This window comes from Saccharopolyspora sp. NPDC049357 (assembly GCF_040677225.1).
Classification (GTDB): domain Bacteria; phylum Actinomycetota; class Actinomycetes; order Mycobacteriales; family Pseudonocardiaceae; genus Saccharopolyspora.
In genome coordinates this window covers 35,864-62,179 of the sequence record NZ_JBFAQJ010000015.1, presented here as the reverse complement: position 1 = coordinate 62,179, position 26,316 = coordinate 35,864, and the positions used below count along the sequence as shown (strand labels likewise).

Annotated in this window: 27 protein-coding genes; 21 read left to right on the top strand and 6 right to left on the bottom strand. The window is 70.9% G+C overall.

The genetic code is table 11. The annotated features are described in order from the left end of the window. Window positions 1–61 precede the first annotated feature (61 nt). Genes AB0J91_RS15295 through AB0J91_RS15285 form a run of 3 tightly spaced genes read left to right on the top strand, consistent with a single transcriptional unit; the run spans window position 62 to window position 3,725 of the window. Window positions 62–646 (top strand): sigma-70 family RNA polymerase sigma factor, encoded by a 585-nt coding sequence (locus AB0J91_RS15295; protein ID WP_363785947.1) that lies wholly within the window; start codon window positions 62–64, stop codon window positions 644–646. Further along, window positions 643–1,116 (top strand): hypothetical protein, encoded by a 474-nt coding sequence (locus AB0J91_RS15290; protein ID WP_363868636.1) that lies wholly within the window; start codon window positions 643–645, stop codon window positions 1,114–1,116. The genes AB0J91_RS15295 and AB0J91_RS15290 overlap by 4 nt, the downstream gene beginning before the upstream one ends. Further along, window positions 1,101–3,725: a CHAT domain-containing protein gene (locus AB0J91_RS15285; protein ID WP_363868633.1), complete on the top strand. Its 2,625-nt coding sequence runs from the start codon at window positions 1,101–1,103 to the stop codon at window positions 3,723–3,725. The genes AB0J91_RS15290 and AB0J91_RS15285 overlap by 16 nt, the downstream gene beginning before the upstream one ends. 3 nt (window positions 3,726–3,728) lie before the next feature. Here the strand turns inward: AB0J91_RS15285 and AB0J91_RS15280 are convergent, their stop codons facing one another. Further along, window positions 3,729–4,898 carry a pyridoxal phosphate-dependent aminotransferase gene (locus AB0J91_RS15280; RefSeq protein WP_363868630.1) on the bottom strand — a complete coding sequence of 390 codons (1,170 nt, stop codon included), beginning with the start codon at window positions 4,896–4,898 and terminating at the stop codon, window positions 3,729–3,731. A 290-nt stretch (window positions 4,899–5,188) separates the two neighbouring features. Here AB0J91_RS15280 and AB0J91_RS15275 point away from each other — a divergent pair, with 290 nt between their 5' ends. Further along, the gene (locus AB0J91_RS15275; RefSeq protein WP_363785957.1) at window positions 5,189–6,397 is read left to right on the top strand and encodes a DUF445 domain-containing protein; all 1,209 of its coding nucleotides are present in this window, start codon (window positions 5,189–5,191) and stop codon (window positions 6,395–6,397) included. A gap of 73 nt (window positions 6,398–6,470) precedes the next feature. Here AB0J91_RS15275 and AB0J91_RS15270 read toward each other — a convergent pair whose 3' ends face one another. Continuing rightward, entirely contained in the window at window positions 6,471–7,016 is a 546-nt protein-coding gene (locus AB0J91_RS15270) for a CGNR zinc finger domain-containing protein (protein WP_132680534.1), read from the bottom strand. 102 nt (window positions 7,017–7,118) lie between these two features. Here AB0J91_RS15270 and AB0J91_RS15265 point away from each other — a divergent pair, with 102 nt between their 5' ends. The 6 genes from AB0J91_RS15265 to AB0J91_RS15240 all read left to right on the top strand — a co-directional run bounded on the left by AB0J91_RS15265 (window position 7,119) and on the right by AB0J91_RS15240 (window position 10,399). Next, the gene (locus AB0J91_RS15265; RefSeq protein ID WP_363868627.1) at window positions 7,119–7,499 is read left to right on the top strand and encodes a VOC family protein; all 381 of its coding nucleotides are present in this window, start codon (window positions 7,119–7,121) and stop codon (window positions 7,497–7,499) included. Window positions 7,500–7,592: 93 nt separating this feature from the next. Next, the gene (locus AB0J91_RS15260) at window positions 7,593–8,009 is read left to right on the top strand and encodes a helix-turn-helix transcriptional regulator (RefSeq protein ID WP_363785961.1); all 417 of its coding nucleotides are present in this window, start codon (window positions 7,593–7,595) and stop codon (window positions 8,007–8,009) included. 8 nt (window positions 8,010–8,017) lie between these two features. Beyond that, window positions 8,018–8,689: a hypothetical protein gene (locus AB0J91_RS15255; protein ID WP_363868624.1), complete on the top strand. Its 672-nt coding sequence runs from the start codon at window positions 8,018–8,020 to the stop codon at window positions 8,687–8,689. Between the two features lie 116 nt (window positions 8,690–8,805). Further along, window positions 8,806–9,090: a DUF2516 family protein gene (locus AB0J91_RS15250; protein WP_363786387.1), complete on the top strand. Its 285-nt coding sequence runs from the start codon at window positions 8,806–8,808 to the stop codon at window positions 9,088–9,090. Then, window positions 9,090–9,830, top strand: a complete 741-nt coding sequence (locus AB0J91_RS15245; protein ID WP_363868622.1) for an alpha/beta fold hydrolase — start codon at window positions 9,090–9,092, stop codon at window positions 9,828–9,830. Before AB0J91_RS15250 ends, AB0J91_RS15245 begins: the two co-directional genes overlap by 1 nt. 20 nt (window positions 9,831–9,850) lie before the next feature. Next, complete coding sequence (locus tag AB0J91_RS15240) at window positions 9,851–10,399, top strand: YbaK/EbsC family protein (protein WP_363868619.1); 549 nt, start codon at window positions 9,851–9,853, stop codon at window positions 10,397–10,399. A 46-nt stretch (window positions 10,400–10,445) separates the two neighbouring features. Here the strand turns inward: AB0J91_RS15240 and purU are convergent, their stop codons facing one another. The 4 genes from purU to AB0J91_RS15220 all read right to left on the bottom strand — a co-directional run bounded on the left by purU (window position 10,446) and on the right by AB0J91_RS15220 (window position 13,586). Next, a complete protein-coding gene (gene purU, locus AB0J91_RS15235) occupies window positions 10,446–11,318 on the bottom strand; it encodes a formyltetrahydrofolate deformylase (protein WP_363868616.1) in 873 nt (290 codons plus the stop codon). A 32-nt stretch (window positions 11,319–11,350) separates the two neighbouring features. Further along, window positions 11,351–12,076, bottom strand: coding sequence for a maleylpyruvate isomerase family mycothiol-dependent enzyme (locus AB0J91_RS15230; protein WP_363868613.1), 726 nt, complete (start codon window positions 12,074–12,076; stop codon window positions 11,351–11,353). Between the two features lie 44 nt (window positions 12,077–12,120). Then, window positions 12,121–12,972, bottom strand: coding sequence for a class I SAM-dependent methyltransferase (locus tag AB0J91_RS15225; RefSeq protein WP_363868822.1), 852 nt, complete (start codon window positions 12,970–12,972; stop codon window positions 12,121–12,123). A gap of 95 nt (window positions 12,973–13,067) precedes the next feature. Further along, window positions 13,068–13,586 (bottom strand): DUF2505 domain-containing protein, encoded by a 519-nt coding sequence (locus AB0J91_RS15220; RefSeq protein ID WP_363868611.1) that lies wholly within the window; start codon window positions 13,584–13,586, stop codon window positions 13,068–13,070. A 37-nt stretch (window positions 13,587–13,623) separates the two neighbouring features. Between AB0J91_RS15220 and AB0J91_RS15215 the strand changes: the two genes are divergently transcribed. The 11 genes from AB0J91_RS15215 to AB0J91_RS15165 all read left to right on the top strand — a co-directional run bounded on the left by AB0J91_RS15215 (window position 13,624) and on the right by AB0J91_RS15165 (window position 26,225). After that, window positions 13,624–14,736 (top strand): UDP-N-acetylmuramate dehydrogenase, encoded by a 1,113-nt coding sequence (locus tag AB0J91_RS15215; protein WP_363868819.1) that lies wholly within the window; start codon window positions 13,624–13,626, stop codon window positions 14,734–14,736. A gap of 77 nt (window positions 14,737–14,813) precedes the next feature. Continuing rightward, window positions 14,814–15,821 (top strand): hypothetical protein, encoded by a 1,008-nt coding sequence (locus tag AB0J91_RS15210; RefSeq protein ID WP_363868608.1) that lies wholly within the window; start codon window positions 14,814–14,816, stop codon window positions 15,819–15,821. A gap of 273 nt (window positions 15,822–16,094) precedes the next feature. Further along, on the top strand, window positions 16,095–17,234 hold the full coding sequence (locus AB0J91_RS15205) for an Ig-like domain-containing protein (protein WP_363868605.1): 1,140 nt from the start codon (window positions 16,095–16,097) through the stop codon (window positions 17,232–17,234). Window positions 17,235–17,497: 263 nt separating this feature from the next. Continuing rightward, window positions 17,498–18,772, top strand: coding sequence for a D-inositol-3-phosphate glycosyltransferase (gene mshA / locus AB0J91_RS15200; RefSeq protein WP_363868602.1), 1,275 nt, complete (start codon window positions 17,498–17,500; stop codon window positions 18,770–18,772). Then, window positions 18,769–19,257: a YbjN domain-containing protein gene (locus tag AB0J91_RS15195; protein WP_363868599.1), complete on the top strand. Its 489-nt coding sequence runs from the start codon at window positions 18,769–18,771 to the stop codon at window positions 19,255–19,257. The genes mshA and AB0J91_RS15195 overlap by 4 nt, the downstream gene beginning before the upstream one ends. Before the next feature lie 692 nt (window positions 19,258–19,949). Continuing rightward, window positions 19,950–20,693: a phosphoglyceromutase gene (locus tag AB0J91_RS15190; protein ID WP_363785981.1), complete on the top strand. Its 744-nt coding sequence runs from the start codon at window positions 19,950–19,952 to the stop codon at window positions 20,691–20,693. A gap of 293 nt (window positions 20,694–20,986) precedes the next feature. Further along, window positions 20,987–22,183 carry an ATP-binding protein gene (locus AB0J91_RS15185; RefSeq protein WP_363868816.1) on the top strand — a complete coding sequence of 399 codons (1,197 nt, stop codon included), beginning with the start codon at window positions 20,987–20,989 and terminating at the stop codon, window positions 22,181–22,183. Then, the gene (locus AB0J91_RS15180) at window positions 22,180–22,860 is read left to right on the top strand and encodes a response regulator transcription factor (RefSeq protein ID WP_132621411.1); all 681 of its coding nucleotides are present in this window, start codon (window positions 22,180–22,182) and stop codon (window positions 22,858–22,860) included. Before AB0J91_RS15185 ends, AB0J91_RS15180 begins: the two co-directional genes overlap by 4 nt. Before the next feature lie 132 nt (window positions 22,861–22,992). Continuing rightward, window positions 22,993–24,084 (top strand): Ppx/GppA phosphatase family protein, encoded by a 1,092-nt coding sequence (locus AB0J91_RS15175; protein WP_363868596.1) that lies wholly within the window; start codon window positions 22,993–22,995, stop codon window positions 24,082–24,084. Continuing rightward, a complete protein-coding gene (locus tag AB0J91_RS15170) occupies window positions 24,081–25,259 on the top strand; it encodes a hypothetical protein (protein ID WP_363868593.1) in 1,179 nt (392 codons plus the stop codon). Before AB0J91_RS15175 ends, AB0J91_RS15170 begins: the two co-directional genes overlap by 4 nt. Before the next feature lie 105 nt (window positions 25,260–25,364). Continuing rightward, window positions 25,365–26,225: a sugar phosphate isomerase/epimerase gene (locus AB0J91_RS15165; RefSeq protein ID WP_363868590.1), complete on the top strand. Its 861-nt coding sequence runs from the start codon at window positions 25,365–25,367 to the stop codon at window positions 26,223–26,225. The last annotated feature ends 91 nt before the right edge of the window (window positions 26,226–26,316 follow it).

Here is a 26,316-nt window from a genome sequence, read left to right as displayed (position 1 = left end):
CCCTTCGTCCTCTTACTCGGTGGGAAGGAAGAGAGATCACCGAGCTCCGGAGGTGCTGGTCGTGTACGAGGTCGGGGAAGCCGGTCCGGCTGCGGTGCTGCTGAATCGGGTGGCGTCCGGGGACGAACAGGCGTGGCGGGAACTGGTGGACCTGTACACGCCCGTGATCTGGGGTGTCTCGCGGGCGTACGCCGGCAGCACCGCGGACGCCGAGGACGTCTGCCAGGCGACCTGGTTGTCGTTGGCGGAGAACCTCGAACGGCTCCGCGAGCCCGACGCCCTGCCGGGCTGGCTGGTCACCACCGCCAGGCGGAAGGCCATCCGGTTGCGCCGCGCGCGGGCGCGGGAAGCGCCCGTCGGCCTGGACACCGATCACCTGGGCGCGGCCGAGCACTCCGAGGCCGCCGAGAAGCTGGCGCTGCGCGTGGTCTCCGGTACTCGGCTGGCGCAGGCGTTCGGCGCGTTGCCGCATCGCTGCCAACAGCTGCTGCGGGTCCTGGCCGTCGCGCCGGAGACCACCTACGCGCAGGTCAGCGAGGCGTTGGGGATCCCGAGAGGAACGATCGGCCCGAAGAAGAGCCGGTGCTTGGCCGAGCTGCGCAGGCGGCTGGTCAGCGCCGACCTGCCCGAGGAGGTGGCGGGATGAAGCAGCGGATTCCGGCGGAACTGCGCCGACTGCGCGAACTTTTCCAGACCCAGGACCCGGTCCCGGACCGAGTGCTGGCCGACTCGTACGCGGCGGTCGCGATGCGGGCGGTGCGCGGCGACCGGGGCGAGCTGACGCTCGTCGGCGACTCCGCGGACGAACGCATCGGGGTGCGCGCGGGCGGCTCGCAGTCGCGCGTGCTGACCTTCGCGATGCCCGGCCGGGTGCTGGAGATGGACGTGATGCCCACGACGGCCGGACTGGTCCGGGTGTCCGGGATGGTGCTCAACAGGTCCGGGCAGGCCCCGCCGACCGGCGAGGTGGTGTTGCGCCACCCGTCCGGCGAGCGCAGCGGGGAGCTCGACCGGGACGGCGCGTTCCAGGTGACCGACGTGCCGCGCGGCCCGCTGAGCGTGGTGTTCCGCCCCGAGCGGGCCGAGCCCGCCATCGCGGATTGGCTGGTCTGTTGAGCGCGGCGACGGCGGTGGCGCCGCCGGATGCGATCGAGGCCGCGCTGCGCTGGCGCGACGAGGCGACCGCGGCACCGCAGGACGCGTTGCGGGAGGCCGAACGGCTGCTGTCGGGCGCGGCTTCCGACGGTGAGTTGCGGGTGCTGGCCCGGCACATCGCCGCGCTGGCGGCGGTCGAGCTCGGCCGGGTCGACGAGGCGCGCGGGCACGTGCGGCTCGGGCTGTCCACCGCACAACGCGGTGGCTGGTCCAAGCGGGCCGCGCAGCTGCAGCTGACGCTGGCGTGGATCGAGCTGGAACGAGGAGCCACCGGTGCGAGCTGGGCGAACCTCGCCGCCGCCGAACCGCACCTGCCCGCCGAGGACCGGCCCAGGGCGACCTGCCTGCGCGGGTTGCTGCACTGCCAGCGCGGCCACCACCGGGACGCGAGGCTGCGCCTGACCAGCGCGTTGGTTCACCTCGACGGGGATCGGCGGTGGAAGGCCAACGCGCTGCTCGGTCGCGGCCTGGCCAACCTCTACACGAACAGGTTGGAGGAGGCCGAGCAGGACCTGGCCGACGCCGAGCGGATCTTCGCCGACGACGCCCGCGGTGCGCGCGCCGCCGGCTGCCGCCACAACCGGGGCTGCGCGGCGTTCCGGGCGGGCGATCTGCCCCGTGCGCTGCGACTGTTCGAGCAGGCGGTGGCGGCCGGGCTCGACGTCACCGCGAACCCGGAAGCGCTGGTGGACCGGGGTGAAGCGCTCGCGGCGGCGGGACTGACCCAGCGCGCCCGCGCGGTGATGGAACAGGCGGCGCAGCGCTTGGCCGCCACCGGGCGGCAGGGTCGTCTCGCCGAAACCCGGCTCGCGCTGGCGGAATGCGCGCTGCGCGACGGCGACCCGGTTGCGGCGGCGGAGGCGGCGAGCGCGGCGAGGCGGTTGTTCCGCGATCAGAAGCGGCCCGCGTGGGCGGCGTTGGCGTCGGCGACCGTGTGGCAGGCCAAGCTGCGGTCCGGGCAGAACACGCGGTACGCCTTGTCCGCGGCGCGACGGGCGGCCAACGCGTGCGAGGACTTCGGGTGGCGCGCGGCGGCCGCCGAGCTCCGGCTCACCGCCGGGCGCACCGCGCAGCTGGCGGGCCTGAACTCGGTGGCGCGCAGGCTGCTCGGGCGCTGCGCTGATCTGCGCGAGCTCGCCGTGCCACCACAGCTGCGAGCCCTGGGCTGGCTGGCCGAGGCGTTGCTCGCCGAGCAGGAGGGCAACACCGCCCGGTTGCTGCGGGCGTGCCGCGCCGGGCTCAAGGCCGTCGACGGTCAGGCGGTCGGCATGGCCGCCTTCGAGATGCGGGTGCACGCGCTGGGGCTGGGTGACGAGATCGGCGCGGTCGCGGTGCGCGCCGTGCTGCGCATCGGCGACCCGCAGCTGGTGCTGCGCTGGACCGAACGCTCCCGGGCCAGCGCACTGCACCGCCGGGCGCTGCGACCGCCATCGGACCCGCGGCTGAACGCGGCGCTGGTCCGGCTGCGCGGTGCGGTGCTCGACGCGCAGCGCGCGGCGGACCCGCAGCGGGCCATGAACACCGTTGCCGAGCTGGAAGAACAGGTGCGGCACCAGGCGATGCTGGTGGAGGGCCGCACCGATCGGCTGCGGGCGCCGGCCGAGATCGGCGAGATCAGCGCCGAACTCGGGGACGCCGTCCTGCTGAGCCTGTTCTCCGAGCGCGGCAGGCTCTTCGCGGTGTCCATCGTGGACGGTGAAGCCGCGCTGCACGTGCTCGGTCCGGAGGCCGCGGCGGAGAGCCAGGCCGTCCGGCTCCGCCACCTGCTCGCGCGTCAGGCGTGCGGCGTGGACACCCGCGCGGCCCCGATGTTCGAGCACGGGGTCGAGCTGGCCGCGGCCGAACTCCAAGCGCAGCTGCTGGCACCCGTCCTCCCGGCTCTGGAGCAGGGGCTTGAACTCGTCGTGGTGCCGACCGGTCGGCTGCACCTGCTGCCGTGGGCGGCGCTGCCCGCGTGCCGGGGCGGCCCGGTCACGGTCAGCCCGTCGATCCGCTGCTGGCTGGGCGGTGCCGAGCGGGCGCGTGCGGCGAATCCGGCGGGCGGCAAGGCGTGGATCGCCGGTCCGCGTCTGGACCACGCCGAACGCGAGGTCCGCACGCTGCACCACCGCGGCGGCGGGCGGCTGCTCACCGGGTCGGGTGCGAGAACCGACCGAGTTCTGTCCTCATTGGACGGAGCTCGCGTTGCGCACCTGGCCGCGCACGGCCACTTCCGCGACGACCAACCGCTGCTGTCCTGCCTGGACCTGGACGATGGCCCGCTCTACGCGCACGACCTCGACGGTCTCCGCCGCAGCCCCACCACGGTGGTGCTGTCGGCCTGCGACGTCGGGAAGTCCGCGATCAGCAGGGGCGATCAGCTCAGCGGGCTGACCGCGACCCTGCTGGACCGGGGCACCGCGACGGTGATCGCCAGCGTCGTCCCGGTCCCCGACGAGCGGACCGTGGAGGTGATGCTGACGCTCCACGACGGGCTCGACGCAGGCCTGCCACCTGCCGCTGCCTTGGCCGAAGCCCAAGCGCGGCACGGCGAAGCGGGGTTCATCTGCATCGGGTACGGAGGTGGTTGAGGACTACCGCAGCTTGTGCAGTCGGCGGATGCCTTCGTCGAGGACCTCGTCCTTCTTGCAGAACGCGAAGCGGACCAGGTGCTGGAAGTCGCCCGGGTTGTCGCAGAACACCTGCACCGGGATGGCGGCGACCCCGACGCGCTCGGGCAGCGAGCGGCAGAAGTCGGCCCCGTCGGTGAAGCCCAGCGGACGGACGTCGGCGCAGATGAAGTAGGTGCCCTCGCTGTCGAGCACGTCGAACCCGGCTTCGCCGAGGCCGTCGGAGAGCCGGTCCCGCTTGCGCTGCAGGTCGGAGCGCAGCTGGTCCACCCAGGCCAGCTCGTTGCGCAGCGCGTGCGCGACGGCCGGCTGGAACGGCGCGCCACCGACGAAGGTCATGAACTGCTTGGCGGCTCGCACGGCCGCGACCAGCTCGGACGGGCCGCAGACCCAGCCGATCTTCCAGCCGGTGGCGCTGAAGCTCTTGCCCACGCTGGAGATCGACACGGTCCGCTCGGCCATGCCCGGCAACCCGGCCAGCGGGTGGTGCGCGCGCCCGTCGAACAGCAGGTGCTCGTAGACCTCGTCGGTGATCGCGATGACGTCGTTGTCCCGGCAGACCTCGGCGATCGCTGCCAGCTCGGCATCGGTGAACACGGTGCCGGTCGGGTTGTGCGGCGAGTTGAGCACCAGCGCTCGGGTCTGCGGGCCGACGACCGACCGCAGCTGGTCGAGGTCGAGCTCGAAGCGGTGGTCGGGGCCGTGGCGCAGGCCGACGGTCTTGCGCACCCCACCGGCCATCGCCACCGCGACCGGGTACGAGTCGTAGTACGGCTCGACGAGCACGACCTCCTCGCCGGGCTCGACCAGCGCCATCATCGTCGCGGTCAGCGCCTCGGTGGCGCCGACGGTGACCAGCACCTGGCCCTCCGGGTCGTACTCGGTGCCGTAGCGGGCGGCGCGGTGCTCGCTGATGGCCGCGCGCAGCTCGGGCTCACCTGCTCCCGGCGGGTACTGGTTCACGCCGCTCGCGATCGCTTCCTGCGCGACGCGGAGCATGCTCTCCGGGCCGTCGGTGTCGGGGAAGCCCTGGCCGAGGTTGACCGCGCCGGTGCGGCGGGCCAGCTCGGTGATCTCCGCGAAGATCGTGGACGTGAACGGCCGGAGGCGGGAGGTCAAAGCAGGAGTGCGCACGCCTCCGGATGCTAATGCATCGGACGAAGCCGGTGACCAGCGTTTTAGCGCGGCCGATGGTCGTCTCGCGCGGTGGAACCGGAGGCGGCTCGGGGCGCGCCGACGCGTTCTCGCCAACGCACGTCCACCCCGGAGAGCGGCCGCTCGCAGGTCTCCGCCGGGTCGTCGTGGCCGCTGTTAGCAAGGCCACGTGGTCGCGTTCGCCCCGGCTTGCCCGGAAACGCTGCAACAATCGATGCGTGCACCCCTCATCGGTTCCCGACTCGGAAAAGCGCCGGAGTCTTCGGCGGATGAAGACCGTCGCCACCGCATTCCTGCTGGTGGCGGTAGCGGTCTACTTCTTCGCTCGCTGGCAGGAGACCGCCGGAGCCGGAGCGTGGGTGGGCTACGTCCGAGCCGCCGCGGAGGCGGGCATGGTCGGTGCGCTGGCGGACTGGTTCGCGGTGACCGCGCTGTTCCGGCGCCCGCTGGGCCTGCCGATCCCGCACACCGCGATCATCCCGACCCGCAAGGACACCATCGGCCGCAGCCTCGGCGACTTCGTCGGCACCAACTTCCTCGCCGAGAACGTGGTGCGCGACAAGCTGCGCAGCGCGGGCATCAGCCGACGGGTCGGGCTCTGGCTCGACGACGCCGACCACGCCGAGCGGGTTACCTCCGAGCTGGCCACCGCCGTGCGCGGTGCCGTTCAGGTGCTCCGCGACGACGACGTGCAGGCGATCATCGAGCACGGTGTCGTGCGCAAGCTGGTCGACCAGCAGTGGGGACCGCCGCTGGGGCGGATCCTGGGCCAGGTGTTCACCGACGGCTCGCACCACAAGCTCGTCGACCTGGTCTGCGACCGCGCCTACGACTGGGTGCGCGACAACCACGAGACCGTGCTGCGGGTGGTCAGCCAGCGGGCGCCGTCGTGGTCGCCGAAGTTCGTCGACGCGATGCTCGCCGACAAGATCTACGCCGAGGTGCTCTCGTTCGCGTGGGCGGTGCGCACCGACTCCGAGCACCCGATGCGCCAGGCCGTGGACCGCTTCCTGGTCGAGTTCGCGCACGACCTGCAGCACGACGAGAAGACGATGGCCAAGGCCGAGCAGATCAAGCACCAAGTGCTGGAGCACCCCGAGGTGCAGAACCTGGTGTCCTCGGCCTGGGGCACGGCCAAGAAGATGCTGCTCGACGCCGCGGAGGACCCCTCCAGCGAGCTGCGCGTGCGGGTCCGGGACGGTCTGCGCTCGCTCGGCGCCCGGCTGCACACCGAACCAGAGCTGCGGGAGAAGGTCGACGGCTGGCTGGAAGGCGCCGTCACCTACGTGGTGTCGAACTACCGCGACGAGCTGACCGCGCTGATCACCGACACGGTGGAGCGCTGGGACGCCCAGGAGACCTCGCGCAAGATCGAGCTGCAGGTCGGCCGCGACCTGCAGTTCATCCGCATCAACGGCACCGTCGTCGGCGCCCTCGCCGGACTGGCGATCTACGCGATCTCGGACCTGCTGTTCTGAACGCGCACTTCCTGCGAGCGGCGTGGCCGCGAGGCGTGCGAACCACCCGCTCAGCCGGTACTGCGGCGGGTTCTCAAGCCGGTGTGTGCCTCTCGCGCCAGGAGCGGGCCTTCTCGCGGTTGCCGCAGACGCGCATCGAGCACCAGGTGCGCGATCTGTTGCGCGAGCGGTCGTAGAACGCCCACAGGCAGTCCTCGGCCGGGCAGATCTTGATCCGATCCCAGTGCTCGGTGTGCACCAGCCGCGTGGCGGCGACCAGCACGCTGCCCAGCGCGTCCACGCCGACCAGCGAGGGGATGCCGTTGCGCAGCTGTATCTGCACGGGCCACGTCGTGTTCGCCAGGCCGGAGGGGCGCATCCCGTAGGTCACCGCCGACCGCATCGTGTCGCGGATTTCGCGGGCGGCTTCGACTTCGGAAACCACGACCAGACCGCGTTCGGTGCACCACCGCTGCCATCGGACGTGATCGTCGAGGACTTCGGTGCCCTTCTCGGCGTCGCACGTGTTGAGGAAGGCCAGGACTAGCTCGATGTCGTGGTCGAAGTCGAGTTCGACCGCCTCCAGCACGGGCGCGCGGCCCACTTCCGGAGCGACAGCTCTGCTGTTCACGGACACCATCGTAAGCCAGTAGGGGGTTGCGGCCGACCCCTGTAACCAGCATTCTGCTTCTTGACGGTTAGTAACCGCCAACACGTCGAGACTGGTTTGAGAGGGAGTGCGATGAGTGCGTTGAAGCTCGCCGCGTACGCGATCGACTGCGCCGACCCGCGTCGGCTCGCCGAGTTCTACGGGCGGCTGCTGGGCTGGCAGATCGATGAGGAGGAGTCCGGGGATCGCTGGGTGGAGCTCGCCGACCCGTCGGGCGGCGCTCCGCTGGCCTTCCAGCTCGACCCCGATCACCGGCCGTCGACCTGGCCCGATCGGGAGGTTCCGCAGATGGCGCACCTCGACGTCCGGGTGGACACGCTCGACGAGGGGCACGAGCGGGCGATCGGCGCCGGTGCGGTGCAGCTGCCGCAGCCAGCCGACCAGCTCGACGCGAAGTTTCGGGTTTACGTCGATCCGGAAGGTCACCCCTTCTGCATGTGCGCAGCTCAGTAGGGTTGTCGGCCGAGCGCCGACAGGGCGTTAGCTGAGTGCTTGCAATAGTTAGCACTCGGCCGTATGGTGGGTCGTGAGCCGGAGAGGTGCCCGATGGAACGCATGGACAAAGCAGTCCCCAAAGCGGTGAACCAGGCGGTCAGCGACCTCGGGAGCTACATCCGGACCCAACGCAACAACGCGCAGATCTCGTTGCGACAGCTGGCGAAGCTCGCCGGCGTGTCCAACCCGTATCTGAGCCAGGTGGAACGCGGACTGCGCAAGCCGAGCGCGGAAATCCTGCAGCAGATCGCCAAGGGGCTGAGGATTTCCGCTGAGGCCCTCTACGTGCAGGCCGGAATCCTGGAAAGCCGCGAGTCCGGGCCCGTGGTCGACGCGGTCCTCGCCGACCCGGAGCTCAACGAGCGGCAGAAGCAGGTCCTCCTGGACATCTACTCCTCGTTCCGTCGCGAGCAGGACGCGACGGTGGACGGGGACGCCAACGGGAACACCCACCAACCCGAGGAGTGAACCGCGAGATGCCGACTTTCCCCAAGACCGACGACGTCAACAAGGCATTCAAGGACGGCGTCGACCAGGCGCGCACGCCCCTGCTGGCCGCGCTCGGCGCCGGTGACCTCGCCGCGCAGGCCGTGCTGGACGCCGTGAACAAGTTCCGCACCCAGGTCACCGAGCGCACCGAGTCCGCCAAGGCCGAGCTGCCCAAGGACTTCAGCGAGTTCAAGGCCAAGCTGGACCCCTCCGAGGTCCGCAAGCAGCTGGAGACCTACGGCGAGTCCGCCAAGAAGATCTACGACCAGCTCAGCGAGCACGGTGAGGAGACCTTCAAGAAGCTGCAGGACTCCTCGCAGGTGAAGAAGGTCCGCGAGCAGGTCGGGACCGCTCAGGGCCGGGTCGAGGACACCGTCGGCGACGTGCGCGGCCTGGCCGACGACGTGCTGGGCAAGGTCACCCGCACCTTCGCCAAGGACGAGGGCCAGACCGAGACTCCCCAGACCGAGACCGCCCAGGCCGAGTCCACCAAGGCGGAGACCGGCCAGGCTCAGACGGGCCAGAGCGAGACCGCCGCCGAGACCAAGCCCGCGGCGAAGCCGGCTGCGGCGAAGGCCGACCCGGCCGCCAAGGCGACGGCCCCCAAGTCGACCCCCGCCACCAAGAAGTCGACCCCCGCCAAGACCAGCGGCAACTGATCACCGCGAGCACCGGTCCCGGTACCCGACGTGGGTGCCGGGACCGGTCGCTGTGAAGGTGGGTGCCTTCCGCGTTGATGAGCACGTAAGGTGGGGACGTGGGTTTTTCGAGCGGAATGCCGCTGTACTGGTGGATCCTGACGGTCATCTGGGTCGTGTGCATCCCCGTCGGTGTGTTCGCTTTCGTGCACGCCGCGCTGCAGCGCGCGGACGCCTTCACGGCCGCGGACAAGCTGAACAAGCTGGCCTGGATGGGGATCACCGGTGCCGCCGCGCTCCTGCTGATCCTCGACATGCGCGGCCCCTACGGGATCATCTGGATCGCCGGTCTGGTCGCCGCCCTCGTCTACATCGTCGACGTCCGTCCCAAGGTGAGGGAAGTCCAGGGACGGTCCTGGTAGTGCACGCCCGTCGGCGGGTGCTCGGCAGCGGCACCCCGGTGACGCTGGTCGTGCACGGACTCGGCGCGACCGAGGGCGAGGCGCGCATTCCCGCATCCGGGCTGCGCGGCACCCGGGTCGTGGTGACCCTGCCCGGCCACGGCTCCGCGCCGGACGCCCCGGTCGGCTACTGGAACTACGGATCGGTCGCCGCCGACGTGCTCGCGGTCGCCGACGAGGTCGGCGCGACCCAGGCCGTCGGCGTCTCGCTCGGCGCGGGCGCTCTGACCCGCATCGCCGCCGAACGCCCGGACCGCTTCGAGCGTCTGGCGCTGCTGCTCCCGGCGGCCCTGGACCGTCCCCGCGAGCCCGCCGCGGCCTGGGCCTACGAGCGCCTGGCGGCAGCGGTCGCCGCGGACGACGGCGGGGCGAGCCTGCACGAGGTGCTGGCCGCGGAGATCCCGCCCGGCGTCGAGGTCGGCGACCACCTCGACCAGCGCGCCCGGGCGCTGTCCCGGCTCTCCGAGGCGCTGCGCGACCTGCCCGAGCAGGTCCCGGTCGCCGACGCGGGCGCGCTGTCGGACGCGGCCGCGGAGGTCCTGGTCATCGGCGCCACCGACGACCCCATGCATCCCGCCTCGGCGGCGAAGGCGACCGCTGCGGCGTTCCGCTCCGCGCGGCTGGAGCTGCTGGAATCGCAGGCCCCGATGCTCACCCACCGCAGGCAGCTGCGGGACCTGCTGACGAACTTCCTCCGCTGAGCGCTCTATCGTGGGCGACCATGGGTTTCGATTGGTCCGCATCCGCGGGAACGCTGGAAGTCACGACCGCGCTGGAACGGCTCGATCTGCTGGCCGGCCCGGTCGCCGAGGTCGTTCGCTCGCTCGGTGACGATCGGATCGGCGCCACCGAGATCGACCCGGAGCTCGCCGACACCGCCGCGTTCTGCGAGAAGTACGGGTCGCCGCTGGAGCGGTCGGCCAACTGCGTGGTGGTCGCGGGCAAGCGCTCCGGAGAGGTCCGCTACGCGGCCTGCGTCGTGCTGGCCACCACTCGTGCCGACGTCAACGGCGTGGTCAAGCGCCGCCTCGACGTGCGCAAGGCGTCCTTCGCGCCGATGGACGAGGCGGTGTCGCTCACCGGCATGGAGTTCGGCGGGATCACCCCGTTCGGACTCCCGGGCTCGTGGCCGATCTTGATCGACGCGAGGGTGGCCGAGGCGGGCGCGGTGGTCGTCGGCAGCGGCCTGCGGCGGAGCAAGATCATCACTCCGGCGGACGTCCTCACCGAACTCCCCGGAGCGGAGCTCCTGGAGGATCTCGCCCGCTGAACCGCGGTGTTCACTGGCGACGTGCCGCCTCGCGCGGGGGCAGGGGTCAGAAGACGACGGTGCGCTTGCCGTGGACCAGGACCCTGTCCTCCACGTGGGCGCGCAGACCGCGGGCCAGGACCATCTTCTCGATGTCGCGGCCCTTGCGGACCATGTCGGTGACGTCGTCGGTGTGGTCGATGCGGATCACGCCCTGCTCGATGATCGGGCCCGCGTCGAGCTCCGCCGTCACGTAGTGGCAGGTCGCGCCGATCAGCTTCACGCCGCGCTCGTACGCCTGGTGGTACGGCCGGGCGCCCGCGAACGAGGGCAGGAAGCTGTGGTGGATGTTGACGGCCTTGCCCGCCCACCGGTCGCACAGCTCCGGCGGCAGCACCTGCATGAACCGCGCCAGCACGATCGCGTGCGGATCGTGCTCCTCCGCCAGCGTCCTGACCTGCTCGAACGCGGCGGCCTTGGACTCCGGGTCCTTGCTGAAGGGCACGTGGTGGAACGGGATGCCGTGCGCCTCGGTGATCGGCCCCAGCTCCGGGTGGTTGCCGATCACCGCGCACAGCTCGACGTCAAGCTCCCCGGACCCGACGCGCCCCAGCAGGTCGTGCAGGCAGTGCGCCTCCTTGGACACCAGCACGACGACCCGGCGCCGCTCACCGGTGTCCCAGACCCGCCACTCCGCCTGGTCGCTGAGCCCCTCCGCGACGGCCGCGAAGCGCTCGCGCAGCTCGTCGACGCCGAAGGGCAGCGAGTCCGCGCGCACCTCCTGCCGCGTGAAGAACCAGCCGGTCGCGATGTCGGTGTGGTGACCGGCCTCGACGATCCAGCCGCCGAACTCGGCCAGGAATCCGGAGACCCGGGCGACGATCCCGGTGCGGTCGGGGCAGCCGAGGCTGATGACGAAGCGGCGTTCGGAAGAGCTCACGACGATGATTGTCGCAGGTGGGATGGGCTACATCAGCGTCCGGCCGCCACTCCGGCGAGCGTGGTGTCGCCGGTGACCAGCGCCGAACTCGGACGTCCCCACACCCGGCGGTAGAGGGCGTCGGCGGTGCCCGCCACGGTCGCGTCGGTTTCCAGCCCGGCGTCCGACGGAGCCCCCGTCGTGGGTGGTTCGCCCGGCCGGTAGGTCACCAACCAGGCCCGACCGGCGTCCGCCGCGTGGTAGAGCACGGTGCCGGAGTGCTCGCGGGTCGACCAGTCGCCCAGCGGCAGCAGCTTGGTCAGCATCTCGTCGATGCCGTCGGCCGCCAGTTCGGGGTCGAAGACCAGGTCGCCTCCCTGGCCGAGGACGAGTTCGACGTCGAGCCGGTGGATCGCGGTCTCGTGCGCGACCCGGCGCGCCCACCCGGCCGGGGTCCCGCCGGCGAAGATCGCGTACACCGGGAGGTCGGGGTCCACCGTGGACAGCTCGGTGCGCAGGTCGGTGCGGAGTTCGTCCCACCAGGACAGCGCGGCGTCCAGATCCGCCGGCGCTTCGGGCGCTTCCGGTCTGCTGCCGCCGCGCTCGACCTTCAGCGACTCCCGCGCTCGCCAGTAGGCCTGCGCGACGTGCCCGGTCAGCTGCCGGACGTCCCAGCCGGGACAGGTGGGCACAGCGGCGTCCGGGCCGCTCTTGAGCACCGCGCGGCGGAACGCCTCCGCCTGCTCGTGGAACGCATCGAGGTGGAAGTCGAGATCCATGCCCCCCATTAAAGGTGCTGAGCCCGTGGCGCGAAACGGAAATCTCACACCTGCGGGGCGACCGCCGTCCAGGGGACGGTGAGTTCGCCGAGGCGCCAGCGGGGGTGCCGGTCGAGGACCGGCCACCGCTCGGCGAACAGGCGGGCGGTGTGCGCCCAGCGCGCCCGGGGGCCGAAGGTGGCGTGCGGGGCGGCCTTCGCCCAGCAGACGTCGAGATCGCTGAGCAGCGCGTGGATCCGTTCGCCGGGGACGTTGCGGTGGATCAGCGTCTTGGGCAGGCGTTCGGCCAGGTCGGAGGGCTTGTCGATGTCGGAGGGCAGGCAGGCCAGGGTGAGCGTGCGAGGCCCTTCCCGGGTGAGCGTCACCCAGCAGCAGCGGCGGCCGATCTCGTCGCAGGTGCCTTCGACGAGCAGGCCGTCCGGCGCCAGCCGGGAGCACACCTCGTCCCACGCCTTCCACGCTTCCGGTTCCGTGTACTGGCGCAGCACGTTGAGCGCGCGGATCAGCGCCGGGCCGGGGAAGTCGCGGATCCCCGCCGCGAGCCCGGCGAGTTCGAAGCCGCCGCGCCGGAACTCCAGCCGGGGCGGGTCGGCCACTGCCTTGCCCGCCGCCACCCGATCGGGGTCGATCTCCAGGCCGACGACCCGCAACCGCGGGTGCAGCCCGGACAGCCGCTGCGCCAGTTCGACGGTCGTCGTCGGGGTCGCGCCGTAGCCGAGGTCGATGACGACCGGCTCGACGGCGTTGCGCACCGCGCGCGCCGCCCACGGGGTGCCGGCGATCCAGCGGTCGATGCGGCGCAGCCGGTTCGGGTTGGTCGTGCCGCGGGTGGGCACGCCCATCGCGCGGGCGCGCCCGGCGGCGAGCCGAGGATTGCGCTTCTTCGGGACGTTCATCGCGGGCGGGACCCGGAGCGGCGCCGCCCCCTCTTCGCGGTGAGCGCCCGAGCGGGTTTCCCCCACCGCTGCGCGGCGGGACGGCGAAGCGCTCATCAGCCGTGCTTGACCAGCCAGGCGGCGGTGAAGTTGTCCTCGGCCACCAGCATCTTCTGCACCTGGTCCGCGACGAGGTCTTCGAGCTTGCCGGAGATGAACGGGACGGTGACCTTGACCGCGCCCTCCACGACGAGTTCGCTGACCGCGGTGCCGGTCGGCGCCACCAGGTCGCGCAGCCACATCGAGCCGGTGATCGAGCACGGCGCTCCGGCGATCTCCGCAGCGATCTCGCCCGTGTAGTGGCCGTCCTCCTCGCGCCGCCAGGACTCGCTGCGGTCGATGAGCAGGTCACCGCCGACGACCGTGCGGGCCAGCGACGGGAGCTTGTCGACGGGGACGCCCTGCCTGGTCTGGAAGCGCGCGCCGTCCTCGGTGCCCACGTGCTGCACGAGGGTCGCGGTGGAGCCGCCGAGCTCCTCCAACCGGGCTGCGAGGTAATCGGAATCGATCAGCGCCCGGTACACCTCGACGGCGGACCGTTCGGAGGTGCTGCGGTGCTCGATGCGGCGTGCCATGCAGCGGAGGTTACCTTTGGCAACCGTGAGTGCCTCTATGTCCGGTGCCGAAGAAGTGCGCGAGAACACTGCCCTGCCTGGTGAACGGCCGGGCGGTGGGTCGCCGCTGGCCGAGTTCACCACCCTGCGACTCGGCGGCCCCGCGACGGGTCTGGTGGTTGCCACGAGCGACGACGCGCTGATCGACGCGGTCCGCGCGGCCGACGGGAACGGTCACCGGCTGCTGGTGCTGGGCGGCGGCTCGAACCTGGTCGTCGCCGATGAGGGGTTCGACGGGCACGCGGTGCGCATCGCCACGAAGGGCCGCGAGTACGACAACGTCGGCGACGGGATCGTCCAGCTCACCGCCGAGGCGGGTGAGGACTGGGACGACGTGGTCGCCGACTCGGTCGAGCAGGGCTTGGGCGGGCTGGAATGCCTCTCCGGCATCCCGGGCCTGGCCGGGGCGACCCCGGTGCAGAACGTCGGCGCCTACGGCGTGGAGGTCTCCGAGCTGCTGGTCTCGGTGGATCTGCTGGACCGGGCGACCGGGCGGGTGCGGACCGTGCAGGCCGCGGACCTGGGGCTGACCTACCGCAACAGCGTGCTCAAGCACAGCGACTCGGCGGTGGTGCTGCGCGCTCGCTTCCAGCTGCACGACAGCGGGCTGTCGGCCCCGATCCGATACGCCGAGCTCGCCCGTACCCTGGGCGTCGAGCCCGGTGAGCGGGTCGACGCGGCGAAGGCGCGGCAGGCGGTGCTGGAACTGCGGCGCGGCAAGGGAATGGTGCTCGACCCCGCCGATCACGACACCTGGAGCGCGGGTTCGTTCTTCACCAACCCGATCATCGACGAGGCGGAGTTGCCGGACGTGATCGCGCGCATCGCCGCGCAGGTCGGCGCCGACCAGCGGATCCCGCAGTACCCGGCGGCGGGCGGCGGGAAGCTGTCGGCGGCCTGGCTGATCGAGCGCGCCGGCTTCGCCAAGGGCCACCCGGGACCGGGCGGACGCGTCGCGCTGTCCTCCAAGCACACGCTGGCGCTGACCAACCGAGGCCGCGCCACCACCGCTGATCTGCTGGGACTCGCCCGCGAGGTCCGCGACGGCGTGCGTTCCGCGTTCGGCGTCACCCTCGTGCCGGAGCCGGTCATGGTCGACTGCGCGGTCTGACTAGCGGCCGTAAGGGTGACGCTTAGTGACTGATCGATAACCCTGAGTGTTAAATGGTGTGGGTGGAGGGGGCCACCATGTTGAGCATCAGGGAACTTCGAGATCGGGCGGTGATCCGTCCGATCAAGCGCGCGGTCGAGGATCAGCTGCTCGACCTGCCCGGCGTGACGGGCGTCGACATCGGCAGCAGGACTCGCGCGGGCTCCCGTCTCCGGGAGCAGGTCATCGTCGTATCGGTCGTGGGCAAGCGGCCGCGGGAGACGCTCGGGCGCGAGGATTGCGTGCCCGCCGAGGTCTTCGGCATCCCCACCGACGTCGTCCAGGAGCAGCCGGTCCTGCAGCACATCCACCGCGCGTGCGGCGAGCCGCTGCGGTGGCCGACCAGGACCATCGGTTCGGACGGCTGCAGCGCGGGCTGCCCGACTCGGGCGGTGCGCGGCGGCAGCGGTCTGGCGCCTTGCCGGGCGGTCCGGCTGGGGTCCGGCGAGTACCGCCGCGTCGGCACCCTCGGGGTGCTCGTGACCAGTGATTCCGCCGAGCCGATGGGGCTGACGACCTTCGACGTCGGCTGTCTGGACGACGCCTGGTCGGTGGGCGACCGGATGGCCGACGCCGACAGCGGGAGGGTGCACGCCGAGCTCGCGCGGGCGGCGCTGTCCGGCAGGGTCGATGCCGCCGCGGTCAGCCTCGTCCCGGGCCTGGCGGCTTCGCCCGAGGTCGGCGGGCTGGGGCCGGTGACCGGCCGCGCTCGCGCGTACCCGGGTGAGCTGGTCCGCAAGCACGGCTTCGGCACCGGTCTCACCGACGGCTTCGTGACCTCGACCGACGCCACCATCCGCGTGGACCACGGCGAGGCGCTGGGCGTGCGGGTGCTGCGCGAGCAGATCCGCATCGCCACCGACCGGCCGCGCTTCTGCGGTCCCGGTGATGCGGGCGCGGCGGTCCTCGACCCGGGCGGCCGGTTGGTGGGCCTGCACGTCGCAGGTGCCTCCGATGGCGCGATCGGTTTCGCGACGCCCATCGGTGACGTTCTCGCCGAACTGGACGTCCGGCTCAATCCGCAATCGCAACCGCTCGGCGTGTGAGCGGTATTTCGCGCGAATTGTCTTGGGTTTTCCCGCTGAACGCCATTCGCGCGGATTGCGCGCATTTCGGGCGGTTTGACGTGCGGTTCAACGGTTGTGATGCGATGCACAGCGAGGTTCGGACATCTTTTGGTTCCTTCGCGCGTCTTTAATGGTGGGGCGAGGGGAAATCGTCGGCTGAAGGAGAAGTGGGCCGGTTCCGCTTTTTCGGCGATGTCCCTTTCGTCATGTTTGACTCAATTTCAGAGAGGACTTTTCAAAGTGAGTGGTGTGATGCGGCTGCCTTGGCGCGTGTTGTTGGGGGCGCTGGCGGCCGTCCTGCTGATCTCGGGCTGTTCCGCGCAACCGCCGGGGCAGTCCGAACCCGCTCCGCCGGTCGCCGCGGTCCACTTCGAACCGGGTGCCGGTGCGGGTGAGGTCAGTCCGACCGCTCCGATCAAGGCCACGGTCGAGCAGGGCCGCTTCGAATCCGTCCAGCTGACCAACGCCGACGGCAAGGCCGTCGCCGGGCAGCTGTCCGCGGACGGCAAGACGTGGCAGGCCGGCGAGGCGCTCGGCTACGGCAAGGACTACACCTGGTCCGGCCAGGCCGTCGGCACCGACGGGAAGAAGGCGCCGGTGCAGGGCTCCTTCCGGACCGTGCAGCCGAAGAAGACGGTTCGCGCGACGGTGAACCCGACCGACGACGCCCAGGTCGGCGTCGCGATGCCGATCAGCGTCAAGTTCGACGAGCCGGTCAAGGACAAGGCCGCCGCCGAGCGGGCGCTGAGCGTGCAGACCTCCACGCCGGTCGAGGGTTCGTGGGCGTGGCTGTCGGACAAGCAGGTCGACTACCGGCCCAAGGACTACTGGCCGGCCAACACCCACGTGACGGTCAAGGCCGACCTCTACGGCGTTCCCTACGGCAACGGCACCTACGGTCTGGCCGATCTGACCAGCGAGTTCGACATCGGCCGCGCTCAGATCGTCAAGGCCGCGGTGGGCACCCACCAGATGGTCGTGATGCGCGACGGGCAGCAGGTCGCCAGCTACCCGGCCAGCTTCGGCGAGGAGTACGACCCGGGGCGCAACACCCCGAACGGCACCTACATCGTGATGCAGAAGAACCCGGTCGAGATCATGGACAACCCGCGCTACGGCTACCGCGACGTGCGCAAGACCTGGGCCGCGCGGTTCTCCAACCACGGCGAGTTCATCCACGAGAACCAGGAGAACGCCGCCGCGCTGGGCAAGGTGAACAACTCGCACGGCTGCATCAACCTCAGCGCCGCCGACGCCAAGGCCTACTACGACAGCGCCCTGCTGGGCGACCCCGTCGAGGTCACGGGCTCGGCCAGCTCGATGGAGCCCCGCTACGACGTCTACGACTGGATCCTCACCTGGGACCAGTGGACGGCCAAGTCCGCGCTGTAGTCGGGTGCACTCGTTCTGGATAGCGGTGCGAGGAGAAATCGGCTTCGCCGCTTGACTGCACGGCTGCTGTGACGGAAGCCACCGAGGGGCGGCGGAGTGGAGGGCTTCGCCGCCCCTTGGCGGTAGCGTCGAGCGTTGGCTCCGAGGTTTCGCCGACTCGACGGGAATGTTTCAGCGGCGCGCGATGTCGGAGTTGATCAGCGTCCGAACGACTCGGGCGGACCGGCTTGCGAGGGCAGCAGATGACTTCCAGGACATTACGCATGCGGCCTCGCCGCGCCGCCGTCTTCTCGTTGCACACCTCCCCGCTGGAGCAGCCCGGTACCGGTGACGCCGGCGGGATGAACGTCTACATCGCTCAGACCTCCCGGCGGTTGGCCGAGCTCGGCACCGAGGTGGAGATCTTCACCCGCGCCACCTCCTCCGACATCCCGCCGATCGCGGAACTGGCCCCCGGGGTGCTGGTCCGCAACGTGGTGGCGGGGCCGTTCGAGGGCCTGGACAAGAACGAGCTCCCCTCGCAGCTGTGCGCGTTCGCCGCAGGCGCGCTGCGGGTGGAGGCCCGGCACGAACCCGGTTACTACGACCTCGTGCACTCGCACTACTGGCTGTCCGGGCAGGTCGGCTGGCTGGCGCGGGAGCGCTGGGGCGTGCCGCTGGTGCACACCGCGCACACCCTGGCGAAGGTCAAGAACGCCAACCTCGCCGAAGGGGACTCGCCGGAACCGCGGGTCCGCGTGCTGGGCGAGGAGCAGATCGTCGATCAGGCCGACATGCTGGTCGCCAACACCGAGTTCGAGGCCACCGATCTCGTCGACCGCTACGACGCCGATCCGGACGCGGTCGCGACCATCCCGCCTGGTGTGGACCTGGACGTCTTCACCCCCGGTGACGGTGTCGCCGCCCGCGATCAGCTGGGCGTTCCGGCCGACGCGCTGGTGCTGGCGTTCATCGGCCGGATCCAGCCGCTGAAGGCCCCGGACGTGCTGCTGCGCGCGGCCGCCGAGCTGCTGGGCCGTCGTCCCGAACTGCGCGAGCGGCTGGTCGTGCTGGTCGTCGGCGGACCCTCCGGCAGCGGGTTGGAGCGGCCCCGGGCGTTGCAGCAGCTGGCGGTGGACCTGGGCATCGACGACGTGGTGCGCTTCCTCCCGCCGCGCGGCGGGGCGGAGCTCGCGCAGGTCTACCGGGCCGCCGACGTGGTGGCGGTGCCCAGCCACAACGAGTCGTTCGGCCTGGTCGCGCTGGAGGCGCAGGCGTGCGGCACTCCGGTCGTGGCGGCGGCGGTCGGTGGTCTGCCGGTCGCGGTCCGCGACGGTGTTTCGGGACTGCTCGTCGACGGGCACCGCACCGGGCAGTGGGCCGACGCACTCGGTTCGGTCGTGCTGGACCGCGGTTTGCGGGAGCGGTTGGCGGGCAACGCCCGCGAGCACGCGACCACGTTCTCCTGGGCGCGCACGACCGAGTCGCTGCTCGACGCCTACGCGCAGGCCAAACTGGCCTTCAACCGGAGTCTGCGGATCGAGGAGGTGACGGCGTGAACCCCGAGCAGGTCATCACGTCCACGCTGGAGGCCAACGAGCTCGGCTACCAGGACAAGGGCGGCAGCCGGTTCTTCGTCACGCTGCCCGGCACCAAGAAGCTGCAGACCAACTGCTGGCTCATCGTCGCCGAGCACGCACTGCTCATCGAGGCGTTCGTATGCAGGCAGCCGGACGAGGCGCACGAGGACGTCTACCGCTACCTGCTGCGCCGCAACGCCAAGCTCTACGGCGTCCACTACACGATCGACAAGTCCGGCGACATCTACCTGGTGGGCCGCATCGGACTCCACGCGGTCACCGAGGAAGAGCTGGACAGAGTCCTCGGCCAGGTCCTGGAAGCGGCGGACGGGGACTTCAACACCCTCCTGGAACTCGGCTTCGCCACGGCCATCCGCAGGGAGTGGGCCTGGCGCGAGTCCAGAGGAGAGTCCCTGGCCAACCTCCAACCCTTCAAACAACTGGTGCAAGAAGAAGGCAACTGACGACCCCAAAGCCGTCAGGCAAGCGGCGAAGCCGCTTCCACTCTCACCACCCGAGCAACAGGCTCCCCCCGGTCAGGCAAGCGCCGAAGGCGCTTGCTCAGTGCCCCACCTGAGCAGCTCGCACCGCCGGGGGTTCTGAGCGGCGCTGTGGCGAGCACGCCGCGACGCCGTGTATTGGCATACATCAGGAGTGGCGCGCGGAGTCCACAGCGCCGCTCAGGTTCCCCCACCCGCACCGCCACGCAAAACGACCACGATCAGAACCAAGAGAAAACCCCCACGAGGGGGGCGGCTCGGGAGAGAGGGGGAGTCACGAGCTCGAGCCGCCCCACCACGCTGGTCCCGCCTGACGGGTCTGGAGGGCGGGGGGCACCCTGGACCCGGCGGGGTGCGGTTCGTTGGGGGAGCTGAACCGCGTTTCTCGCTCTCGCTGGATCGGGGAGTGCGTGGGAGCCGATCAAGGAGAGCATTGCCAACTTCGCAGAGTTATGTAGCCGCCACAAGGCTGCCGCATTACTCCATTCGTGTGATGTTCGGGAAGAAAACTAGAGCAGGAGCCCTGGAGAAGGCCATATCTTCCACGGAAAGTGACGACCGACACGGTCGTGTCACAGTCGTACGGTGATCGAGTAACTCTCGGGTGAAGCTCACAACCTCGCTGTCCTGCTCAGGTGTGCGGATAGCCTGGGGCCATGACTTCGACTTTGGTGCTGCTGCGGCACGGTGAGAGCACGTGGAACGCCGAGAACCTGTTCACGGGCTGGGTGGACGTCCCGCTGTCGGACAAGGGCCAGGCCGAGGCCAAGCGCGGCGGCGAGCTGCTGCGCGAGGCGGGTGCGCTGCCGGACGTGCTGCACACCTCGCTGCTTCGGCGCGCGATCTCCACCGCGAACATCGCCCTCGACGGCGCTGACCGTCACTGGATCCCGGTCAAGCGCGACTGGCGGCTCAACGAGCGCCACTACGGTGCTCTGCAGGGCAAGAACAAGAAGCAGACGCTGGACACCTACGGCGAGGAGCAGTTCATGCTCTGGCGCCGTTCCTACGACACCCCGCCGCCGGAGATCGAGCTCGGCGACGAGTTCAGCCAGGACTCCGACCCGCGCTACGCGGACCTCGGCGCCGACATGCCGCGCACGGAGTGCCTCAAGGACGTCGTGGCCCGGCTGCTGCCGTACTGGGAGTCGGCGATCGTCCCGGACCTCCAGGCAGGCAAGACCGTGCTGGTCGCCGCGCACGGCAACTCGCTGCGCGCGCTGGTCAAGCACCTGGACGGGATCTCCGACGAGAGCATCGCGGGGCTGAACATCCCCACCGGCATCCCGCTGCGCTACGACCTCGACGAGAACTTCAAGCCCACCAACCCGGGCGGCACCTACCTGGACCCGGAGGCCGCCGCGAAGGCAGCCGCCGCCGTGGCGAACCAGGGCCGCTGAGCCCCGGACAGCGGTGGAGGGCGCCCCGGCACGTAGCCGAGGTGCCCTCCACGCGTCACCCACGTGGGTGAGGAGTGGCGAAAAATCGCCCACTCGGGGAACGGAGCGCTACCGAGGCTCGGTCGGTAGCTGAACCCGCTCCGAGCAGGGGGTGAACCAGAGGTGAAGAACGGCCCGATTCGTGTCACGGGCGTCACTGAACGCCCTCGTGGACTGGCCCTTCCCCACCCGCGCTTGCTTACGATGCAGATGTGACCGCTTTGGGCTACACCGCCCTGATCATCGCCGCGCTCCTGCTGGGCGCGGTCGGCGGATTCTTGGCAGCCGGAGGATCCCGGCCCTACCGCAAGTCCCAGCCGCAGGGCCCCACCGTCGCAGAGCTCCTCCAGCGCCAGGTGCACACCAGCACCAGCGGTGTCGTGCTGCTCAACCGCTTCGGCGACGTGGTGCTGCACAACCCGCGCGCTGCCGAGCTGGGCGTGATCCACGACTACCGAGCCGACCCCCGGGCGCAGAAGGCCGCTGAACAGGCGCGCAAGACCGGGGAGACGGTGACCGTCGACCTCTGCCCGCTGGACGGGCGCGCCTCGCTGGCCGGACGCGGTCCGGCCGCCGTGATCGGCGACGTCCGCCCGCTCGGCGACGGCTTCACCGTCGTCGACGCTGCGGACCAGTCCGACTCGGTGCGGCTGGAGGCGACCCGGCGGGACTTCGTGGCCAACGTCAGCCACGAGCTCAAGACGCCGGTGGGCGCGCTGGCGCTGCTGGCCGAGGCGCTGCTGGACACCGCCGAGGACCCGGAGGAGGTCCGGCGCTTCTCCACCAAGATCCTGCACGAGTCGACCCGCCTCGGGACGCTCGTCTCCGAGCTGATCGCGCTGTCCCGCCTGCAGGGCGCGGAGCGGCTGCCGGAGCTCAACTCGATCGAGGTGGACGAGGTCGTCGAGGAGGCGCTGGGCCGGTCCCGGCTGGCCGCCGAGTCCGCAGGCATCGAGATCGCGGTGGACGGGCCGTCCGGGTACCTGCTGGAAGGCGACCGGGCGCTGCTGGTCACCGCGCTGACCAACCTGATCACCAACGCGGTCAACTACTCGTCCCACGGGAGCCCGGTGTCGATCTCGCGCCGGTTGTCCGAGGACTTCGTCGAGATCGCGGTCACCGACCGCGGTATCGGGATCGAACCCGAACACCACGAAAGGGTGTTCGAGCGGTTCTTCCGGGTGGATCCCGCTCGCTCGCGGGCCACCGGCGGTACAGGTTTGGGGCTGGCCATCGTCAAGCACGTCGCCGCGAACCACGGAGGCGAGGTGAAGCTGTGGAGCAGGCCGGGGACGGGTTCCACCTTCACCATCCGCGTGCCCAGGCACGGCACGGGCGAGGTCGACGGCGATGAGGCGACCACCGAACCGGATCGCGCGGCACCAGCCGCGCGGTCGATCACCGAAAGCGCGGACGGCGTGACAACCGTCGAAACGGGAGGAGTCCGGTGACCAGAGTGTTGATCGTGGAGGACGAGGAGTCCTTCGCCGACCCACTTGCCTTCCTGCTCCGCAAGGAGGGCTTCACGGCCGCCGTCGCGACCAACGGCACCGATGCCCTGGACGAGTTCGACCGCAACGGTGCGGACATAGTGCTGCTGGACCTGATGCTGCCCGGGATGAGCGGCACCGACGTGTGCAAGCAGCTGCGGCAGCGCTCCGCGGTCCCGGTGATCATGGTGACCGCGCGCGACAGCGAGATCGACAAGGTCGTGGGTCTGGAGCTGGGAGCCGACGACTACGTCACCAAGCCCTACTCGGCGCGCGAGCTGATCGCCCGCGTGCGCGCCGTGCTGCGCCGCCGCGGTGAGGCCGAGGAGCTGCAGCCGCAGGTGCTGGCGGCGGGCCCGGTCCGGCTGGACGTCGAGCGGCACGTGGTGACCGTCGAGGGCGAGGACGTGAGCCTGCCGCTCAAGGAGTTCGACCTCCTGGAGTACCTGCTGCGCAACGTCGGCCGGGTGCTCACCCGCGGTCAGCTCATCGACAGGGTGTGGGGCGCGGACTACGTCGGCGACACCAAGACCCTCGACGTGCACGTCAAGCGGCTTCGCTCGAAGGTCGAACCGGACCCGGCGGACCCGCGCTACCTGATCACGGTGCGTGGTCTTGGCTACAAGTTCGAGGCCTGAGCCGGGCGCGCGGGACCGGTCGCATCCCCGAGGGGCTGCTGACCTGGTGGCGGGCGTGTTCGGAGTGTTCCGGAACGCAGTTTCCCGCCCACCTGACGCCCCGGCGCATGCGCAGCCGGTAATTTGTCGGTCATGCGCCTAGGGGTCCTCGACGTCGGATCCAACACCGTCCACCTGCTCGTGGTGGACGCGCACCGTGGTGCGCATCCGACCCCGATGACATCGGAGAAGACCGTGCTGCGGCTCGCCGAGCGGATCGGTGCGCACAACGGGCGGCTCTCCGACGACGACGCCGACGAACTGATCCGGACCATCTCCGAAGCTCGGGATTCGGCCGTGGCGGCCGGTTGCGACGAGCTGATGGCCTTCGCGACCTCGGCGATCCGCGACGCGGACAACGCGGTGGAGGTGCTGGAGCGGCTGAGCACCGAGACCGGGGTCGAGCTGGAGGTGTTGCCGGGCGAGGACGAGGCCCGCTACACCTTCCTCGCGGCCCGGCGCTGGTACGGCTGGTCGGCGGGCAACCTGCTGCTGCTGGACATCGGCGGCGGTTCTCTGGAGATGGCGCTGGGCATCGACGAGCATCCGGACCTCGCTGTCTCGCTGCCGCTGGGCGCGGGACGGATGAGCCGCACGATGCTCAAGGACCCGCCGAAGCAGGACGAGATCAAGAAGGCGCGGGACTGGCTGGAGGGCCAGCTGGCGCCCACCGCCAAGAAGTTCCGCAAGCTGGCCCGGCCGGACCGGGTGGTGGCGTCGTCGAAGACGTTCCGCTCGCTGGCCCGGCTGACCGGTGCCGCACCGTCCTCGGCGGGGCAGCGCGTGTCGCGCACGTTGACCGACACGGGGCTGCGGCAGCTCTTGGCATTCATCACACGCATGTCCTCCAGCGACCTCGCCGCGCTCGACGGTGTGAGCTCCGCGCGGTCGCACCAGCTCGTCGGAGGTGCGCTGGTCGCGGAGGCCGCGATGAAGGCCTTAGGCGTCACCGAACTCGAGATCTGCCCGTGGGCGCTGCGCGAGGGAGTCATCCTTCGGCGGCTGGACCACACCAACGGAGATAGTCACACTGCGTTCAAGAGCGGCGTTCCGGTGCGTGCGGGGGGCACGGAAGGGCTCGTGCCGGCGCAGGAGAATGCGTCCGGCCCGACACGGGATGAAACCGAGGCACCGGTGGACGGAACTGGACTGCGAACGCGGCACGGGGCACGGTGGGAACGATGAGTCGGGACAGCGGGGCGGACCAGCCCACCCAGCGCACCGTTGCAGAGCTGCTCGCCGAGTACGGCGGCAGCTCGGAGAAGAGCTCCCGGCGCCGGCGCAGGAAGGCCGAGGACCCGACCGAGACGGCGCCTCAGGAGATCATCAACCGGGTGCTGTCCGACAGCGGCAAGATGCGCCCGGTCAAGCCGGACGAGGAGCCGCCGACCAGCCGCAGGCAGGCGGGTCCGGCCGCCTCCCCGCCCCAGGCGGCTCCGGCGAGCCCACCGCCCGCTCAGCCTCCGGCGGCCCAACCTCCGGCGGCACCACCAGCGGCCCAACCTCCGGCCGCCCAGCCACCGGCCCCCCAAGCTCCGGCAGCGCAGCCTCCGGCTCCCCAGCCTCCGGCCTCTCAGCCCCCGGCGAAGCCGCCGCAGGCCTCCGGGCCGGTGTCGCCGCCCAGCACGCCGCCCGCGCGCCCCGCGGCCGAACCGCCGGCCGAGTCCGGCGGCGCCGGTTACTGGGCGCAGCGCTTCGGCAGCACGGGCAGCGCCTCCTCGACCCCGCCGGCGCCCTCCGCGCCGAGCAGCGACGCCGAGGCGACCATCCGGCAGCCCGCGCTGCCGACACCGCCCGCTCGGTCGGGGCCGCCGATGGCGCCCGCCGGCCCGCCGCAGCTGCCGGAGAACTTCACCGAGCAGCTGCCGCGCATCGACGGCGGTGCTGATCAGGCGTACCCGGCGCAGACCGCCGAGCCCAACGCCGATCCGTACGACTACGAGTCCTTCGACGACTCCGAGCAGAGCTACTCCGGTGCCTACGAGCAGCCCTACGACGAGCCGTACGACCAGGCCTACGACGAGGACTACGCCACCTCGGCGCCCGCCGGGCTGAACGACGACTACGACCCCGACGACGAGGTCGACCGCCCGCCGTCGGCGGGCAAGGAGTGGGGCACGCTCGCCCTGCAGGGCGTCCTCGGCCTGGTCGGCGGCGGTGCCGTGTGGGTGGGTTTCCGCTGGTTGTGGATCAACGCGACCCTCGCCGCGTTCGGCGCGGCCCTGGTGTTCACCGGCCTTTTGGTGCTCGTTGCGTGGAAGTTCTTCCGCACCAACGATCTGCAGACCATCCTGCTCTCGGTGCTGGTCGGCCTGTTCTGCACGGTGTCGCCGGCCGCGTTGCTGTTGATCAATCAGTGAGAGGTTGTCGGTGTTGGCTCGGACAGGTGAACGCCGGGCGGTGCGAGGCCGGACGACCCACCGCCGCGCAACCTCACCGAGGTCGTGGGTCATGCTTGGGTCGAGATGACGGGACAACCATCGCGGTCTGAGCGCCAGGACACCCCCGGGCGGATTCCGGTGGGGCTGTCCAGCGCCTCGGTGTGGCCGCAACCTGCTCGCGCGGCCTTCGAGATGTCCGCCGACCTCGGTTTCGACGGGGTCGAGGTGATGGTCTGGGCCGATGCGGTCAGCCAGGACGTCGACGCGCTGAGCCGGTTGTCGCAGCAGCACGGGGTGCCGGTGCTCGCGGTGCACGCGCCCTGCCTGCTGATCACCCAGCGGGTCTGGTCGCCGGAACCCGAGGAACGCCTGCGCAGGGCCGTGGTCGTGGCCGGCGAGCTGGGCGCTTCGACGGTCGTGGTGCACCCGCCGTTCCGCTGGCAGCGCCGGTACGCCGACGCGTTCCCGGAGCTGGTCGAGGAGCTGGAGGAGATCAGCGGCCTCAAGATCGCGGTGGAGAACATGTTCCCGCTGCGCCCGCCGAACACGCTGAACCGGCTCCGCAGCAGCCGGAGCAACGGGCTCTCGGCGTTCAAGCCCTCACCGGACCCCACCGACGTGGGCTTCCGCAACTACACGCTGGACCTCTCGCACGCGGCCGCGGCGCACGTGGACGCCATCGAGCTGCTCAAGCGGATGCGCGACGGCCTCGCGCACGTCCACCTCGCCGACGGCACCGGCGCCTCCCGCGACGAGCACCTGCTGCCCGGCCAGGGCAGCCAGCCGTGCGCGGAGGTCTGCGAGGCGCTGGCGGCCGACGGCTACGACGGTTCGGTGGTGCTGGAGGTCAACACCCGCAAGGCGCGGAATCCCCAGCAACGAGCGGAAATACTCGCCGAAGCGCTGCTGTTCGCCCGTCTGCACCTGGAACCGCTGGGAGCTTAGGGCCGCTAACCGATACCTGATGATCAACTTCGGGCAAGGTCATTAGAATCGTCGACCATGAACTCGTTGCGCGTAGTGGGCGTTCGACCGG